The following is a 15867-nucleotide window of genomic DNA, read 5'->3' on the forward strand; positions in this document are numbered from 1 at the left end:
GCCTCCGGGGTGGCGTGGGCAACGAGTGCCCTCGAAATTGTTCGCGATGCGGATGGGTGTTCACATTGCGGACCGAACGGGTTATCGTGGTCGGCGTGATGGACAAAGTCATTCCCACAGCAGCCGAGGCGGTGGCCGACATCCCGAACGGCGCCTCCCTCGCGGTCGGCGGATTCGGGTTGGTCGGAGTGCCGGAGGCGCTCATCGCGGCACTGCACCTGCAGGGTGCGACGGGTCTCGAGACCGTCACCAACAATCTCGGCACCGATGGATTCGGGCTGGGCGTCCTCCTGGCGTCGCACCGCATCCGACGCACCATCAGCTCCTATGTCGGACAGAACAAGGAGTTCGCGCGGCAGTACCTGGCCGGTGAGCTCGAGGTGGAGTTGACGCCGCAGGGTTCCCTCGCCGAGCGCATGCGCGCCGGCGGCGCGGGCATCCCGGCCTTCTTCACTCCGGCCGGTGTCGGCACCCAGGTCGCGTCCGGCGGCCTGCCGCGCCGATACGACGGCAACGGCGAGGTCGCGATCGCGAGCCCGCCGAAGGAGAGCCGGGAATTCGACGGCGTCACCTACGTGATGGAACGCGCGATCGTCACCGACTACGCGCTCGTGCACGCCTGGAAGGGCGACCGGCACGGAAACCTGGTGTACCGCAAGAGCGGTCGCAACTTCAATCCGCCCGCCGCCGCCGCCGGGCGAATCACCATCGCCGAAGTCGAGCACCTCGTCGAACCCGGCGAGATCGATCCGGATGACGTGCACACCCCTGGGATCCACGTGCAGCGCGTGGTGCACATTCCGGTGGCGGGAGACAAGCCGATCGAGAAGAGGACGGTGCGGAAGTGAGCTGGAGCAGGGACGAGATGGCGGCCCGCGCGGCCAGGGAACTCGAGGACGGGCAGTACGTCAACCTCGGTATCGGGATGCCGACGCTGATCCCGAACCACATCCCCGACGACGTCGAAGTGGTGCTGCACTCCGAGAACGGCGTCCTCGGAGTCGGGCCGTACCCGGACGAGGACGAGGTGGACGCGGACCTCATCAACGCGGGCAAGGAGACCATCACGGTCCTGCCCGGTGCGTCCTTCTTCGACTCCGCGCACTCCTTCGGGATGATCCGCGGCGGGCAGGTCGACGTCGCGGTCCTCGGCGCGATGCAGGTCAGCGAAACCGGTGACCTCGCGAACTGGATGATTCCCGGCGCCATGGTCAAGGGAATGGGAGGCGCGATGGACCTGGTCCACGGTGCGCGCCGCGTCATCGTCCTGACCGACCACTGCAGCAAGTCGGGTGAACCGAAGATCGTCGCCGAGTGCACGCTGCCACTGACCGGCGAACGGTGCGTCAACCGCATCATCACCGACCTCTGTGTTCTCGACGTCTCCGATGACGGCCTGCGTCTGGTCGAGACCGCACCCGGGGTCACCGTCGACGAGGTTCGCGCCGCGACCGGAGCGGAACTGCTCGTCGACGCCGTCGCGGTCGGCTGACCGGGGCCGGCGGTGCCTCACTAGGGTGGCGGCATGACAGGCCGCGCTGAGGAAGATCGTCTCGACGCGCTCCGCGGGGTGCTGGTCGGCCCGCTGCCGGACATCGGTCGCCGGTTCTCCGCCCTGGTGGCGCAGCTCGTGCCGCACTCGGCGTTGGTGATATTCACTCGCGAGTGCACCGGGCGACCGCGCAAGGTGGCGGGCGATCCACGGATAGTCGATCGCGTCACCGTTGCCGAGCTCGACAGGGTGCGCTCGGAGCTCGGTCCGGCCCAGCGCGATTCGTCTGTCGTCCGCCGAACCGCCGCGACGCTGGGCGGACGTGAGCATTCGGTGTACGCGATCCTAGACAGCACAGACACCCTGCTCGTCGTCGTCCCCCGTGGCACAGTCGACGTGGACACTCGACTGCTCGCGGCACTGTTCGCGGTCGTCGCGCTCGGCATCCAGCAGCAGGTACGGCACGCGAGTCCCGCCTACCTCGCCGAGTCCCGCGCCGCATCGGCGGAACGGGCGCGCACGGTGGCCGAACTCACCGAGGCGCATGCCGCGACTCTCGAGACGATCCTGGCGACCCTCCGGTCACCCGACCTCGACGACACCAGGGCCCGCACGACGGCGCGGGAGTTCGCGACCTCCGCCCTGATCGGGCTGCGCACCGCCGTCGACCAGCACCGCGAGATGGCGGAGGAGGCGGTCACCACCGCGTTCGCCCGGCTGCGCGGTGAACTGCGGGGCCTGGTGCCGTCCGGGGTCGTCGTCGAGTTCGTCGATCCTCCGGTGGGTGGACGCGGCCTGCCCGGTGAGGTCGCGCACGCCGCCCGCGCCGTGGTCCGCGGCGCGGTGCTCGGGCTCGTGGTGCAGCCCGACCTCAGTCGGGTGCGAGTCGCCTGGGACTGCGACGGCGCCAACCTGCTCATCGACGTCCGGGACGACGGCCGCGGAGCCGTCGACCTGGCGGAGCTCGCCCGGCAGTTGCGCCCGCGCATCGAAACACTCGGTGGTACATACGAATCCGAGTCGACTCCCGGTTGGGGGTCGCGGCTGGCGGCGACGCTGCCCCTGGACCACGCCGAGCCTGCCGAGGGGCGGCACACCCTGTCGGTGTTGGGCCCCCGCGAGATCGAGGTCCTCGAGCATCTTGTCGCGGGCCGGCGGAACCGGGTGATCGCCGAACGGCTCAGGGTCAGTGAGAGCACCGTGAAGTTCCACGTCGCCGCGGTCCTGCGCAAGCTCGACGTGGGGACCCGAGGTGAGGCGGCCGCCTTGGCCTCCGAGGCGGGAGTCCGCGCCGCCCCCTAGCCTTCTCGGACGAGCCGATCGTGCAGTGCCGTCACCATCTCCGACGCCATCACGGCGTGTCCGCTCATCGCGAAGTGGATGGCGTCGGCGCTGAGCACGTCTTCGCGCAGCCGGATCGGGTGCTCCCACATCTCCACGCAGACCAGGTCGTATCGGCCGGCGATCGCGCGCACCACGTCGTTGAGGCGCATCATCCGTTCGCGCATCGCCCGCATCCGTGGATCCCGGAAGTTGTCGGCGAGGGTGAGGGTCGTGACGGTGGCTCCGGTCGCCACCAGTTTCTCGGTGAGCGTGGTGAGGTTCGCGGTGGTGGTGGCGAGGTCGGCGTCCGGGGACCACAGGTCGTTGGCGCCGCAGGTGACGTGTACGAGGTCCGGGGCGTAGTCGAGGACGGCGTCGAGTTGGGTGTCGAGCACCCGGCTGCTGGTGGCGCCCATGCGTCCGGTGTTGAGGTAGGCGAGATCGGGCTGGACCGTGCGCAGGGTGTTCGCTACCCGGTCCGCCCAGGGGGAGGTGGTGTAGCCGGGGCTGGGGTCGCCGATGCCCTCGGAGATGGAGTCGCCGAGGACGGCGTAGCGCTGCCACGGCGCTCCTTCGAGCAAGGACGTGAGCTGTTCGGCAGGGAGGCAGAAGGGGTCGGTGTCCTCCGTGAGGATGGACGGCCGGTCGGTGTCGGTGGTGGTCATCGGGCTCTCCTCTGGTCGGTCCAACAAAACGTACGATCGGTCGTACAGATAACCGTACGACCGTTCGTGCACTTGTGCAACGGGCGTGTCAGGATGGATTCATGACCGATGCCACGACCGACCAGCGGCTGATCAAGGGCGCCCGGGCGCGCGCCACGATCGCGCGACACGCAGCCGACGTGGCGTCGACCGAGGGGCTGACGGGTCTGAGCCTCGGGCGACTCGCCGCCGATCTCGGGCTCAGCAAGAGTGGGGTCGCGACGCTGTTCGGCAGCAAGGAGAACCTGCAGCTGGCCGCGGTGCAGTCCGCGCGCGAGGTGTTCGTCGAGCGGGTGGTCCGTCCGGCGCTGGCCGCTGGCCCGGGTGTGGACAGGGTGCGTGCGCTCGTCGACGAGTGGCTGGAGTACGTGCGCGAGCCGGTGTTCCCCGGGGGCTGTTTCCGGTCCGCGACCATCGCCGAGTTCGACAGCCGGCCCGGGGCGATCCGGGACGCGTTGATCGCCGACCGGGCGGATTGGCTCGGTCTCCTGTCGCGGGAAATCGCTCGGGCGCAGGCTGATTCGGATTCCTCGGCGCGCGACCCCGACGGCGTGGCATTCGAGATCGACGCCGTGCTCGTCGCCACCAACACGGCACTGCAACTCGGCGACTCGGACGCGATCGAGCGGTCGCGCGGCGTCGTCGAGTGGATCCTCGCCGACCTGTAGGCGCTGGCCAGGCGCGGAGGTACCTGTCCTATCGGACAGGCCGAACCGATCTTTCGGCCAGGTCGCGTCGTCCGGTCGGCGGGTTACGGTCGGTATGCGGGTATCGCCATGCGTGCATCCCGCGAGGCACCGCACCACCACACGTGAGGAGAGCAGGCCATGCCGCAGCAGGTACGAGGAGTGATCGCGCGCGCCAAGGGCGCACCGGTCGAAATCGTCCCGATCAACATCCCCGACCCGGGTCCGGGCGAGGTCGTCGTCGCGATCGCCGCCTGCGGCGTCTGCCACACGGACCTCACCTACCGTGAGGGTGGCATCAACGACGAGTTCCCGTTCCTGCTCGGCCACGAGGCCGCCGGTGTCGTCGAGAGCGTCGGCGAGGGCGTCGAGTCCGTCGCCGTCGGCGACTTCGTCGTCCTGAACTGGCGCGCCGTGTGCGGCCAGTGTCGCGCCTGCAAGCGCGGTCGCCCGCAGTACTGTTTCGACACCTTCAACGCGACGCAGAAGATGACCCTCGAGGACGGCACCGAGCTGACCCCGGCACTGGGTATCGGAGCCTTCGCGGACAAGACACTCGTCCACGCCGGTCAGTGCACCAAGGTCGACCCGTCCGCCGACCCGGCCGTCGTCGGACTGCTCGGCTGCGGTGTCATGGCCGGCCTGGGTGCTGCCGTGAACACCGGCAATGTCGGCCGTGGTGACTCGGTCGCCGTGATCGGCTGCGGCGGCGTCGGCGACGCGGCCATCGTGGGCGCGCGCCTCGCGGGGGCGAACAAGATCATCGCCGTCGACCGCGACAACACGAAGCTCGACTGGGCGCGCGACCTCGGCGCCACCCACACCATCAACGCCACCGAGTTCGACGTCGTCGAGGCCGTGCAGGACCTGACCGGCGGCTTCGGCGCGGACGTGGTCATCGACGCCGTCGGTCGTCCGGAGACGTGGAAGCAGGCGTTCTACGCCCGCGACCTCGCAGGCACCGTCGTCCTCGTCGGTGTGCCGACCCCCGACATGACCCTCGACATGCCGCTCATCGACTTCTTCTCCCGCGGTGGGGCGCTCAAGTCGTCCTGGTACGGCGACTGCCTGCCCGAGCGCGACTTCCCGATGCTGGTCGACCTGTACCAGCAGGGCCGGCTGCCGCTGGAGAAGTTCGTCACCGAGCGCATCGCCCTCGATGCGGTCGAGGAGGCGTTCGAGTCGATGCACCGCGGCGAGGTACTGCGCTCGGTGGTGGTCCTGTGAGTCTGCGGGTCGACCGGGTCGTCACCAGCGGCACCTTCGCGCTCGACGGAGGCGAGTGGGAGGTCGACAACAACATCTGGCTGATCGGTGACGACTCCGAGGTCGTCATCGTCGACGCGGCGCACACCGCGCAGCCGATCGTCGACGCCGTCGGCGGGCGGAAGGTCGTCGCGATCGTGTGCACGCACGCGCACAACGACCACATCACCGTGGCGCCGGAACTCTCCGAGCGTCTCGACGCGCCGATCCTGCTCAACCCCGCCGACAACATGCTGTGGGAGATGACCCACCCCGGTGTCGCGCACGGCTTGCTGGAGGACGGGCAGCGGATCACGGTGGCTGGCACAGACATCCAGGCCATCGCCACGCCCGGCCACTCGCCGGGTTCGACGTGCCTGTACCTGCCCGAGGCGGGGGAGCTGTTCACCGGCGACACCCTGTTCTCCGGCGGCCCCGGCGCGACCGGTCGCTCGTTCTCGGACTTCCCGACGATCATCGGGTCGATCCGCGACAAGCTGTTCGCCCTCCCCGCCGACACCAAGGTGCACACCGGTCACGGCGACGGCACCACCATCGGCACCGAGTCCCCACACCTCGAGGAGTGGATCAAACGCGGTAGCTGAGCGGTCGAGAAGGGGTGTGCACACAGGTTTTCCGTCGTGCACACCCCTGTTCGGCGTGTATCGGGCCTGCGCGTGCGGGACCACCCCTGTGCACAGGGTGTCGACGGCGCTCGGCGGGCGGCTGGTAGTGCCGATCGCCCATGGTTTGACGCTCCGCCGCCTACACTCCGACGATGCGCCTTCGCCTACGTGTGTTGAGTGTTCTGCTGACGGTGTGTGGAGCCCTGGTGTCGGTCCCGGCCGCTGCATCCGCCGAGCTCCCGGGTATCGACGACTTCTACCGCGCACCAGCTGGTTTCGAGTCGGCGAAGCCGGGGACGATCCTGGGGGAGCGCCCCGTTCGGTTGGCCTCCTACTCGGAACTGCCGTTCAACGCGCAGGCGTGGCAGCTGCTGTATCGGACCACGGATTTCACGGGCGCGCCGACCACGACGGTGACAACGGTGATCCTGCCTGCGGGCGCGCCGCCGACGGGAGGGCGCCCCCTGCTGTCGTATCAGGTGGCCCACGACAGCAGCGATCCGGCCTGCGGACCGTCGGTGGCGATGCGGGCGGGGTCGGGTCCCGAAGGGGTGTTCACACAGAGTGAGATGACCTTCGTCGATCACGCGCTGCAGCAGGGATGGGCGGTGTCGGTGCCCGATCACGAGGGCCCGTCGGCGCGAATCGCAGCACCCCGCGAACCCGGATACGCGGTCCTCGACGGAATCCGGGCTGCGCAGGCGTTCGCGCCGCTCGGCCTGGCCGGGACACGGACCCCGGTCGGGCTGTGGGGCTACTCGGGTGGCGGGCTCGCGACCGGGTGGGCCGCGCAGGTGCAGCCGACGTACGCGCCGGAGCTGGATCTGCGCGGCGTCGCGATGGGCTCGCCGGCGCCGGATCCGGCGGCCGTCACCCAGCTCGGCGGGACGGCGTGGTCGGGGCTGGCCGTCGCCGTGCTCGCGTCGCTGCGGCAGGTGTACCCGGACGTGGGCCGGGTGATGGACGCCCACCTCACGCCCGGCGGTCGGGCTGCCGTCGACGCCATGTCCGGCCAGTGCGTGGCCCGGGCGGTCGCGTCGAATGCCTTCCGTCCCACTTCCGACTTCCTCACCGTGTCGTACGCACAGCTGGTGGCCGACCCCGCGGTGGCCGCCGCACTCGCGGATGCGGGGTTGGGTGGCTCGGCTCCCACCGCACCGGTGTACGTGTACAGCGGCGTCCACGACGAGATCATCCCCATCTCGACCGTCGACACGATGGTGGACCGGTACTGCCGCGGCGGAACCCCGGTCACCTACCGCCGCGACGAGACGAGCCTGCACGCCACGCTGATCGTCACCGGTGCCTCCGACGCACTGAACTGGCTGCGAGCCCGGTTCGACGGTGCTCCGGTCCCGTCCGGCTGCGACACCCGTACCGTGACGTCCACGGTGATGGAGCCGGGTGCGGCGAACACTTACGTGTCCACCAACTCCGGAGTCCTCGGAACGATGCTGGGGGTTCCGATCGGACCACGCTGATCGGTGTGAGCGTCGGAATCGTCCCGCGTTGCAGCCGGAGGAGGGTGCACCGACTGGGCGGTTGCCGGATGCGCCTCTCGTGCGATGGTCCGGCAACCGCCCGTTCGGCGCAGGTCACCCCAGCTTGATCCGCTGTTCGCCGGTGTAGATGTTCATAGTCTCGCCGCGCAGGAATCCGACGAGGGTCAGGTCGGATTCCGCGGCGAGGTCGACGGCCAGGGACGAGGGGGCCGAGACCGCGGCCAGCATCGGGACGCCCGCGACCACCGCCTTCTGCACCAGCTCGAACGAGGCGCGACCACTGACGGCGAGGATCGCCTCCGTCAGCGGAACCCGGCCCTCGGTGACCGCCCAGCCGAGCACCTTGTCGACGGCGTTGTGCCGTCCGACGTCCTCCCGCAGGGCGAGAAGGACACCGTCGGAGGTGAAGAGCCCCGCTGCGTGCAGGCCGCCTGTGGAGTCGAAAACGCGTTGCCGGGACCGCATCGCGTCGGGCAGGGACGCGAGAACCTCGGCGGACACCGTGAGTGTCGACGTGGACAGGTCGTAGGGGGCCTTGACCCGCACCGCGTCGAGCGACGACTTCCCGCACACGCCGCACGCCGAGGTGGACAGGAAATTGCGCTGCGCCACAACCGGTTCCGGGACGCCCGCCGCGAGTGCGACGTCGAGCACGTTGTAGGTGTTCGCGCCGTCCTCGTCGACGCCGTCGCAGTACCGGATCACCGCGACGTCCGCCGCCGACCGGATGATGCCCTCGCCGAGAAGGAAGCCGTGCACGAGGTCGATGTCGTGGCCGGGGGTCCTCATGGTGACGGTCAGCGACCGCCCACCCATACGGATTTCCAGGGGTTCCTCGACCGCGAGACTGTCGGGCCGGCGCACGGGACCGTTCGGGCCGATGCGCAGGACCGGTCTTCTCGCCGTGACTCGTCCCATCTCAGTTGCTCCCGGCCGGCTCCAGCCGCACGACGACGGCCTTCGAGACCGGCGTGTTGGACTTGGCGGCTACGTGGTCGAGCGGGATCAGCGGGTTGGTCTCGGGGTAGTAGGCGGCGGCGTTGCCCTTCGGCGTCGAGTACTCGACGATGCGGAAGCCCCGCACCCGGCGCTCCTCGACGGTGCCGTCCGCGGCGGTCCACTCCGACACCACGTCCACCAGGGCACCGTCGACGAGTCCCTGCTCGGCGAGGTCGGCGGCCGACACGAAGACAACCCGGCGGCCGCCCTTGACGCCGCGGTAGCGGTCGTCGAGGCCGTAGATGGTGGTGTTGTACTGGTCGTGGCTGCGCATGGTCTGCAGGATCAGCCGTCCCGGAGGGGTTCGGACCCACTGCAGTTCGCCGGTGACGAAGTTCGCCTTGCCCGTGTGCGTGGGGAACTCGCGACGGTCCCGGGGTGGGTGCGGCAGCTGGAAGCCGTCCGGCTGCCGGACGCGCTCGTTGTAGTTCTCGCAGCCGGGGACGACGCGGGAGATGACGTCGCGGATCAGGTCGTAGTTTCCGGACAGGGTCGCCCACGGCACCGAGTGGTCGGCCCCGAACAGCGCCTCGGCGAGCCGGCAGACGATCGCGACCTCGCTGCGCAGGTGCTCGCTCGCCGGGGTGAGGCTGCCTCGGGACAGGTGCACCATGGACATCGAATCCTCCACGGACACGAGCTGTTTCCCGCTCGCCTGGACGTCCTTGTCGGTGCGTCCGAGCGTGGGCAGGATCAATGCCGTCCGGCCGGTCACCACGTGGGAGCGGTTGAGTTTGGTGGAGACCTGCACCGTCAGGCTGCACCGTCGCAGGGCATCCTCCGTGGCGTCCGTGTCGGGTGTCGCGCGGAGGAAGTTGCCGCCCATCGCCATGAACACCGACGCGTGGCCGTCGCGCATCGCCCGGATCGCGTCGACGGTGTCGTATCCGTGTTTGCGGGGGCTGGTGATCCCGAACTCGCTGTCCAACGCGGCGAGGAACCTCTCCGGCATCTTCTCCCAGATACCCATCGTCCGGTCGCCCTGCACGTTCGAATGCCCGCGCACCGGGCATACACCGGCTCCGGGCTTGCCCATCATGCCGCGCATCAGCAGCAGGTTCGTCAGCTCCTGGATCGTCGCGACACCGTGTGTCTGCTGCGTCAGGCCCATCGCCCAGCACGCGATGGTGCGGTCGGAGGCGATCAGCGCGTCGGCCGTGCCGCGCACCTGCTCGATCGTCAGCCCGGTCGCCTCGAGCACCGTGTCGAAATCGACGGCACGGGCGGACTTCTCGAACTCGTCGAAGCCCGCGCAGTGCTCGGCGACGAAGGCGCGGTCGACGACCGTGCCCGGTGCCGCGTCGTCCGCCTCGAACAGCAGTCGCGCCAAGCCCCGGAACAGCGCCATGTCGCCGCCGAGCCGGATCTGCAGGAAGTCGTCCGCGATCTCCACGCCGTCGCCGACGACCCCGTCGACGGTCTGCGGGTCCTTGAACCGCAGCAGGCCGGCCTCGGGGAGAGGATTGACGGCGATGATCCTCGCGCCGTTGCGCTTGGCGGCACGCAGTGTCGACAGCATGCGCGGATGGTTCGTTCCGGGATTCTGGCCCGCGATGAGGATCAGGTCCGCGAACTCCAGGTCCGGCACGGTCACCGACCCCTTGCCGATGCCGATCGACTCGGACAGTGCGCTGCCCGACGACTCGTGGCACATGTTGGAGCAGTCCGGCATGTTGTTGGTGCCGAAGCTGCGAATCATCAACTGGTACAGGAACGCGGCCTCGTTGCTGGTGCGGCCCGAGGTGTAGAACACGGACTCGTCGGGTGACGACAGTGCCCGCAGTTCGTCCGCGATCAGCCGGTACGCCTCGTCCCACTCGATCGGCGTGTAGTGCGTCGCGCCGTCCCGCAGCACCATCGGGTGCGTGAGCCGCCCCTGCTGGCCGAGCCAGTAGTCCGTCTTGCCGGCCAGCTCGGCGACGGAGTGGGCCGCGAAGAACTCGGGCGTCACGGTGCGGCGGGTGGCCTCCTCGGCGACCGCCTTCGCGCCGTTCTCGCAGAACTCCGCGGGCTTGCGGTGCCCGGGGTTCTCCGGCCACGCGCAGCCGGGGCAGTCGAACCCGTGCCGCTGGTTGAGGCGGGTCAGGGTCTGTGCGGTCCGCACCGCTCCCATCTGCTCGACCGCCCGCTGCATGGTGATCGCGACGGCTTTGACGCCCGCCGCATGGTCCTTCGGGCCGGTGACCACCAGATCGGTCTCGTCGATGTCGTGGGAGGGGGCTTTCCGCGTCATGTGTGCATTGTCGCGTGTGCCCGCCGACGTGGGTAGGGGGAACCCCGTCGGTGCGGGATCGGGTCGGCTAGCCTTGCCTCACTTGACGGTCGACGAGGGGAGCATCGGGTGGCGTACAGCGTGTCTCGGCGGGGGTTTCTGATCGGCTCGTCCGGGGTGCTGCTGGCCCTCGCGACGGCGTGCAGCAGCGACGACGGGGCCGGCGGATCGACCGGCGCCACGGTCGCCGACAAGTACGGCGAGACCGTCGTCCCCGCCGACCCGCAGCGCGTGGTCAGCGTCGGATACAACGACCAGGACGCCATCCTCGCCCTCGGTGTGGTGCCGGTCGGCGTCTTCGACTGGTACGGCGACCAGCCCGACGCGACCTGGCCGTGGGCGCACGACCTGCTCGGCGGCGCGCAGCCGGCGATCGTCGGAACCGCGAGCTCCGGAATCCAGATGGAGAAGGTCGCCGCGGCCGCGCCCGACCTGATCCTCGGAACCTACTCGGGTGTCACCCAGTCCCAGCACGACAAGCTCTCGGCCCTCGCGCCGACCGTGACACAGCCCGCGGACTTCGAGGACTACGGGGTGCCGTGGCAGGAACAGACCCGGATCATCGGTACCGCCCTCGGGAAGAGCGACAAGGCCGAGGAACTGGTCACGTCGGTACAGCAGCAGTTCACCGACGTGGCCGCGGCGCACCCCGAGTTCGCCGGGAAGACCGTGATCGTCGGTGCGCTCAAGGCGCCCGGCGAGTTCGGCGTCTACGGACCCGAGGACCCGAAGGTGCGTTTCTTCACCGAACTCGGTTTCGTCAATCCGCCTGTCACCCAGCAGATCACCGGCACCAACTTCGCGCCGATCAGCACCGAGCAGCTCACCCTCGCCGAGGCGGACCTGCTCGTCTGGTACGCGGGCGGCGGCTTCGGCGACAAGCTGCGCGCCGAACTGGCGAACACGCCCGTCTACGCCGAACTCCCGGCCGTCAAGGAGGGTCGCGTGATCATCCTCGAGGACGAGGCGGCCGAGGCGATGACGTGGAGCACGGTGCTGTCGCTGCCCTACGCTCTGGAGAACATCCCGCCCCGCATCGCGCCGCTGCTCGGCGCCTGACGGGCACCGACGGAAGGACACCCGTGCGCAGCGACCTGTTCACCAATGCCGAACGAAGCGGAACACCGGGCAAGTTCCTGCTGCAGAACCCACGGATGCTCAAGGTCGACCTCCGTGGCACCGGCGGGCACTTCCTGGCCCGCCAGGGATCGATGGTCGCCTACCAGGGCGACGTCGACTTCGCCTACAAGGGCAGCGGCGGCATCGGGAAGTTCTTCAAGAAGGCGCTGACCGGCGAGGGCATGCCGCTGATGCAGGTGTCCGGCAGCGGCGACGTGTTCCTCGCCGCGGATGCCGACGAGATCTTCCTGTTCGAACTCGAAGGTGAGTCGGTCACCGTCAACGGCTCGAACGTGCTGGCGTTCGAGAGCTCCCTGGAATGGGACATCAAGCGGGTCGAGGGCGCGTCGATGCTCAGCGGCGGCCTGTTCAACACGACGTTCAGCGGACACGGTGTCCTCGCGATCACGACCTACGGCACCCCCGTGGTGCTGAACGTGGACGTGCCCACCTTCGTCGACATGCAGAGCGCGGTGATGTGGTCGAGCGGACTGCAGTCGACGATCCGCAAGACCGCGAAGCTCGGCGCCGTCGTCGGACGCGGGTCGGGGGAGGCCTACCAGTTGGGGCTGACCGGAACGGGATTCGTCGTCGTCCAGGCGTCGGAGGGGCATCCGCCGATCCCGAGCAGCTGACCGCGCGGCGCTACCGTCGCACAGGCTCTCGCGGATGCAGCGCCGCCTGCAACTGGACGAGCGAATCGTCGTCGATCCCGAGGTCGTAGAGCATCACCGCCCAGTCGAAGTCCGTTGTCGACCACATGCGCACCTGGCCACTCCAGTTCAGATCCCAGGCTGTGTCGTTACGTGGTCTGCGGGCGAGCATGCCGGAGATGCTTCCGTTACCGAGGTTTGCGGTGAACGAGCCGTCATCGGAGTGGGTGTGGACCCAGCTCACGTCGATCGGGACGGCGACGGTGATCCCGAGCGGTGACGCTGTGACGTGGTCGGCGAACCATCGAAGCCGTGACTCGCGATCGGCGTCCTGCCGTGCGCGCATGGCCCGCTGCGCTTCCGCATTGGTTCTGACCGGTCCGTTCCAGGTGAACAGTTCCGGGCCGGAGGGCGTACCGAGAGCTAGATCGACGTAGGAGACGGACCACCCCGCAGCGTCGTTGCGCTGCTGCAACACGGCGCCGGACGCTTTGTCGACGACGATCTGGATGGGGGCGGGTTTGCGTGGCGGCGGGGCGAGTTCGACTTCCCAGCAGGGGCGGCCGAGGAACTCGGAGTCGACGACCGGGCCGGTGGGGTGGGTGAAGTCGTCACCGATCCAGTCCGACGCCGGCCGCGTGATCGCGAGCTCACGGCCGGCGCCGAGATAGTGGACCCGACGGGCATCCGCTCGAAGCGGAAGTTCCTCGTCCGGTTCGAACCGCCAGGCCGTGGTGCCGTCGGTGATGAACAACGGCTCGCCGGCAGTGGTCTCGATACGCGTGCGGGAACCGTCCCGCCACACACGGACGTCATCGGCGCCCAGACCGACGAACATCGGAGGTTCGCCCGCGTACGCGAAGTTGACGCGCTCCGGCTTGCTGTCGGCATCCACTGTCCGAACGGTGCCGTGCACAGGCTCGCTCGGGCCTTCGGCCATCGCAACGAGCACCTCGATCCACCGGGTCATGAGTCCACAGTCGCACGCCCGCGCTCGGGGGCGCGCCCGAACGGACCGTGTCGTGCATTAGGTTCGGCGGCACCGGTGCCGACTCCGGCACGAGACGAAGGGCGGAAGCAGATGGTCGCTACACGGACGGCTCTCGTGACGGGGGCGTCGTCGGGCATCGGTGAGGCGGTGGCGCGGGCGCTCGTCGCTCGAGGCTGGAAGGTGTACGGCACCAGCCGCAACCCCGATGCCGTGGCCCGGCCGATCCCCGGCGTCGAGTACCTGGCCCTCGATCTCACCGACGACGCGAGCATCGTCGCGTGCGCGAAGGCCGCCGGAGACGTCGACGTCCTGGTGAACAACGCGGGGGAGAGCCAGAGCGGTCCGCTCGAGGAACTGCCGATGGACGCGATCGACCGCCTGTTCCGCACCAACGTGTTCGGCGCGGTCCGGCTCACCCAACTGCTGCTGCCGGGCATGCGTGCCCGCCGCTACGGCCGGGTGGTGATGATCGGGTCGATGCTCGCGAGTTTCCCTCTCGCACACCGGTCCTCGTACGTCGCCGCCAAGGCCGCGATCCGCGGTTTCGCGACCGCCGCACGGCGCGAGGTGTCGCCCTTCGGAATCGGCGTCACCACCGTCGAACCCGGATCGATCGCCACGGGCATCGGCGAGCGGCGCACCCACTACCTGCAGGACGGCTCGCCCTACACAGCCGACTACAACACGATGATCGAGCACCTCGACGCCAACGAGCGCGGCGGCATCACCGCTGACACCGTCGCACAGACTGTGCTCAAGGCGATCGACGCCGACAAGCCGAAGGTGCTGTACGCAGTCGGCAGCAACGCGCCGCTCGTGTTCGCGCTACGTCGGATCGCGCCGCGCGGACTCGTCGAGAAGATCGTCTCCCGCAAGCACGGGCTCAGCTGACTGCTCCTCGGCGGCGCCGTGCGCGCCGCCGAGGTTGAGGACCACCACACCGGCGACGATCAGCGCGATGCCGCCGACCTTCGCCACCGACAGTTCCTCACCGAGTGCGAGGACACCGATCAGCGCGACCGTCGCGGTCCCGATGCCCGACCACATCGCGTAGGCGAGGCTGATCGGCAGCGTCCGCAGCGCCTGCGCGAGGAAGGCGAACGACAGGATGTAGCCGACGCACGACCACGGACGGCAGCAGCCGGGTGAACTGCTCTGTGCTGCCGAGCAACACGGTCGCCGTGATCTCGGACGCGATCGCCGCGATCAGAAACGTCCACGCCCGGACGGTCGCGCTCATGCCGCGCCGCCCATGTTGAGCACGACCACACCCGCGACCACCAGGGCGATCCCGGCGATCCGGGACGCGGTGCGCGGCTCCTTCAGCACCAGCATCCCGATCGCGGCGATCAACGCGGTTCCGACGCCCGCCCAGACGGCGTACGCGACGCCGACGTCCAGGTGGCGCAGCGCCTGCGAGAGCAGGTACAGCGCCGTCCCGTACAACGCCAACACCGCGATCGTCGGCACCGGCCTGCGGAACCCGTCGGTGCGCGGTAGGAGGCTCGTGCCGAGCACCTCCGCGCAGATCGCCACCGCCAGGAACAGCCACGCCGTCGTCATGGCGCAAACCTAGGTGATCCCCGCCGCCGGGCGGACCCGATCCCGCCGCAGTACCGTCGCCGCATGGCCATCGTGCGCTCCGCCACCCGGTCCGACGTCCCCGCGGTCGCGGAGGTGCTCGCCCGGGCCTTCCAGGACGACCCGGTCTCGATCTGGATGTGGCCCGATCCGGAGGAGCGCAGGCGGGGCCTGCCCCGCGCGTTCGGTGCGTTCACCCGATATCACCATCTCGCCCTCGGCGGCGTCGAGCTCGCCGCCGACGGCGGGGCGGGTGCCGTCGGCGCGGCGCTGTGGGATCCGCCGGACCGGTGGAAGCAGTCGCGCTGGACCCAGTTGCGGATGGTGCCTGCGCTCCTGCGCTCCTTCGGGCGCCGGATCGACGTGGCCCGCACCGTGGGGGAGACGATGGAGGCGTCGCACCCGGAGGAGCCGCACTGGTACCTGAACACGATCGGGACCGACCCGACCGCCCGTGGTGCAGGCCACGGGCAGGCGCTGATGCGGTCGCGGCTCGACCGCGTGGACGCCGAACACGCGCCCGCCTATCTGGAGTCGAGCAAGGAGTCGAACATCCCCTACTACCAGCGGTTCGGCTTCGAGGTCACCGGGGAGATCACCGTTCCGGGTGGAGGCCCGACGCTGTGGGCCATGTGGCGCGAAGCACAGTGAGGTTCGTTCTCTAGAATTGACCG

General features: G+C 69.4%; 16 protein-coding genes and 1 pseudogene. 11 read left to right on the plus strand and 6 right to left on the minus strand.

The genetic code is table 11. The annotated features are described in order from the left end of the window. Nucleotides 1-98 precede the first annotated feature (98 nt). The 3 genes from ACFSJG_RS02985 to ACFSJG_RS02995 are packed head-to-tail and all read left to right on the plus strand — an operon-like array spanning nt 99 to nt 2794. Nucleotides 99-848, plus strand: a complete 750-nt coding sequence (locus ACFSJG_RS02985) for a CoA transferase subunit A (protein ID WP_378483753.1) — start codon at nt 99-101, stop codon at nt 846-848. Next, entirely contained in the window at nt 845-1492 is a 648-nt protein-coding gene (locus tag ACFSJG_RS02990) for a CoA transferase subunit B (protein WP_378483723.1), read from the plus strand. The genes ACFSJG_RS02985 and ACFSJG_RS02990 overlap by 4 nt, the downstream gene beginning before the upstream one ends. A gap of 33 nt (nt 1493-1525) precedes the next feature. Further along, entirely contained in the window at nt 1526-2794 is a 1269-nt protein-coding gene (locus ACFSJG_RS02995; RefSeq protein ID WP_378483724.1) for a LuxR C-terminal-related transcriptional regulator, read from the plus strand. Here the strand turns inward: ACFSJG_RS02995 and ACFSJG_RS03000 are convergent. Further along, nucleotides 2791-3480, minus strand: coding sequence for an SGNH/GDSL hydrolase family protein (locus ACFSJG_RS03000; protein WP_378483725.1), 690 nt, complete (start codon nt 3478-3480; stop codon nt 2791-2793). The two genes, ACFSJG_RS02995 and ACFSJG_RS03000, sit on opposite strands and share 4 nt — an antisense overlap. A gap of 101 nt (nt 3481-3581) precedes the next feature. On the opposite strand from ACFSJG_RS03000, the gene ACFSJG_RS03005 reads away from it, so the two are divergent. The 4 genes from ACFSJG_RS03005 to ACFSJG_RS03020 all read left to right on the plus strand — a co-directional run bounded on the left by ACFSJG_RS03005 (nt 3582) and on the right by ACFSJG_RS03020 (nt 7557). Continuing rightward, on the plus strand, nt 3582-4187 hold the full coding sequence (locus ACFSJG_RS03005; RefSeq protein ID WP_378483726.1) for a TetR/AcrR family transcriptional regulator: 606 nt from the start codon (nt 3582-3584) through the stop codon (nt 4185-4187). Nucleotides 4188-4346: 159 nt separating this feature from the next. After that, nucleotides 4347-5432 carry an S-(hydroxymethyl)mycothiol dehydrogenase gene (locus ACFSJG_RS03010; protein ID WP_378483727.1) on the plus strand — a complete coding sequence of 362 codons (1086 nt, stop codon included), beginning with the start codon at nt 4347-4349 and terminating at the stop codon, nt 5430-5432. Continuing rightward, complete coding sequence (locus tag ACFSJG_RS03015) at nt 5429-6055, plus strand: MBL fold metallo-hydrolase (RefSeq protein WP_378483728.1); 627 nt, start codon at nt 5429-5431, stop codon at nt 6053-6055. Before ACFSJG_RS03010 ends, ACFSJG_RS03015 begins: the two co-directional genes overlap by 4 nt. 173 nt (nt 6056-6228) lie before the next feature. Next, the gene (locus tag ACFSJG_RS03020; protein ID WP_378483729.1) at nt 6229-7557 is read left to right on the plus strand and encodes a lipase family protein; all 1329 of its coding nucleotides are present in this window, start codon (nt 6229-6231) and stop codon (nt 7555-7557) included. Nucleotides 7558-7671: 114 nt separating this feature from the next. On the opposite strand, the gene fdhD is transcribed toward ACFSJG_RS03020, so the two are convergent. Both fdhD and ACFSJG_RS03030 read right to left on the minus strand, forming a co-directional pair. Then, the gene (fdhD, locus tag ACFSJG_RS03025) at nt 7672-8496 is read right to left on the minus strand and encodes a formate dehydrogenase accessory sulfurtransferase FdhD (RefSeq protein ID WP_378483730.1); all 825 of its coding nucleotides are present in this window, start codon (nt 8494-8496) and stop codon (nt 7672-7674) included. Between the two features lies 1 nt (nt 8497). Beyond that, entirely contained in the window at nt 8498-10810 is a 2313-nt protein-coding gene (locus tag ACFSJG_RS03030) for an FdhF/YdeP family oxidoreductase (protein ID WP_378483731.1), read from the minus strand. Between the two features lie 108 nt (nt 10811-10918). On the opposite strand from ACFSJG_RS03030, the gene ACFSJG_RS03035 reads away from it, so the two are divergent. Both ACFSJG_RS03035 and ACFSJG_RS03040 read left to right on the plus strand, forming a co-directional pair. Further along, nucleotides 10919-11908 (plus strand): iron-siderophore ABC transporter substrate-binding protein, encoded by a 990-nt coding sequence (locus ACFSJG_RS03035; protein ID WP_378483732.1) that lies wholly within the window; start codon nt 10919-10921, stop codon nt 11906-11908. A 23-nt stretch (nt 11909-11931) separates the two neighbouring features. Beyond that, complete coding sequence (locus ACFSJG_RS03040; protein ID WP_378483733.1) at nt 11932-12603, plus strand: AIM24 family protein; 672 nt, start codon at nt 11932-11934, stop codon at nt 12601-12603. Between the two features lie 10 nt (nt 12604-12613). On the opposite strand, the gene ACFSJG_RS03045 is transcribed toward ACFSJG_RS03040, so the two are convergent. Continuing rightward, a complete protein-coding gene (locus ACFSJG_RS03045) occupies nt 12614-13591 on the minus strand; it encodes a hypothetical protein (RefSeq protein WP_378483734.1) in 978 nt (325 codons plus the stop codon). Nucleotides 13592-13702: 111 nt separating this feature from the next. Here ACFSJG_RS03045 and ACFSJG_RS03050 point away from each other — a divergent pair, with 111 nt between their 5' ends. Continuing rightward, nucleotides 13703-14503, plus strand: coding sequence for an SDR family oxidoreductase (locus ACFSJG_RS03050; RefSeq protein ID WP_378483735.1), 801 nt, complete (start codon nt 13703-13705; stop codon nt 14501-14503). A gap of 18 nt (nt 14504-14521) precedes the next feature. Here ACFSJG_RS03050 and ACFSJG_RS03055 read toward each other — a convergent pair. Together ACFSJG_RS03055 and ACFSJG_RS03060 are read right to left on the minus strand one after the other, a co-directional pair. Beyond that, nucleotides 14522-14852: pseudogene (locus tag ACFSJG_RS03055) on the minus strand (DMT family transporter); the annotation flags it as partial. Beyond that, nucleotides 14849-15175 carry a DMT family transporter gene (locus ACFSJG_RS03060; protein ID WP_378483736.1) on the minus strand — a complete coding sequence of 109 codons (327 nt, stop codon included), beginning with the start codon at nt 15173-15175 and terminating at the stop codon, nt 14849-14851. The pseudogene ACFSJG_RS03055 and the gene ACFSJG_RS03060, both read right to left, overlap by 4 nt. Nucleotides 15176-15238: 63 nt before the next feature. Between ACFSJG_RS03060 and ACFSJG_RS03065 the strand changes: the two genes are divergently transcribed. Further along, on the plus strand, nt 15239-15844 hold the full coding sequence (locus ACFSJG_RS03065) for a GNAT family N-acetyltransferase (RefSeq protein WP_378483737.1): 606 nt from the start codon (nt 15239-15241) through the stop codon (nt 15842-15844). Nucleotides 15845-15867: the final 23 nt, after the last annotated feature.

Source organism: Rhodococcus gannanensis (assembly GCF_042681175.1).
Classification (GTDB): domain Bacteria; phylum Actinomycetota; class Actinomycetes; order Mycobacteriales; family Mycobacteriaceae; genus Rhodococcus_G; species Rhodococcus_G gannanensis.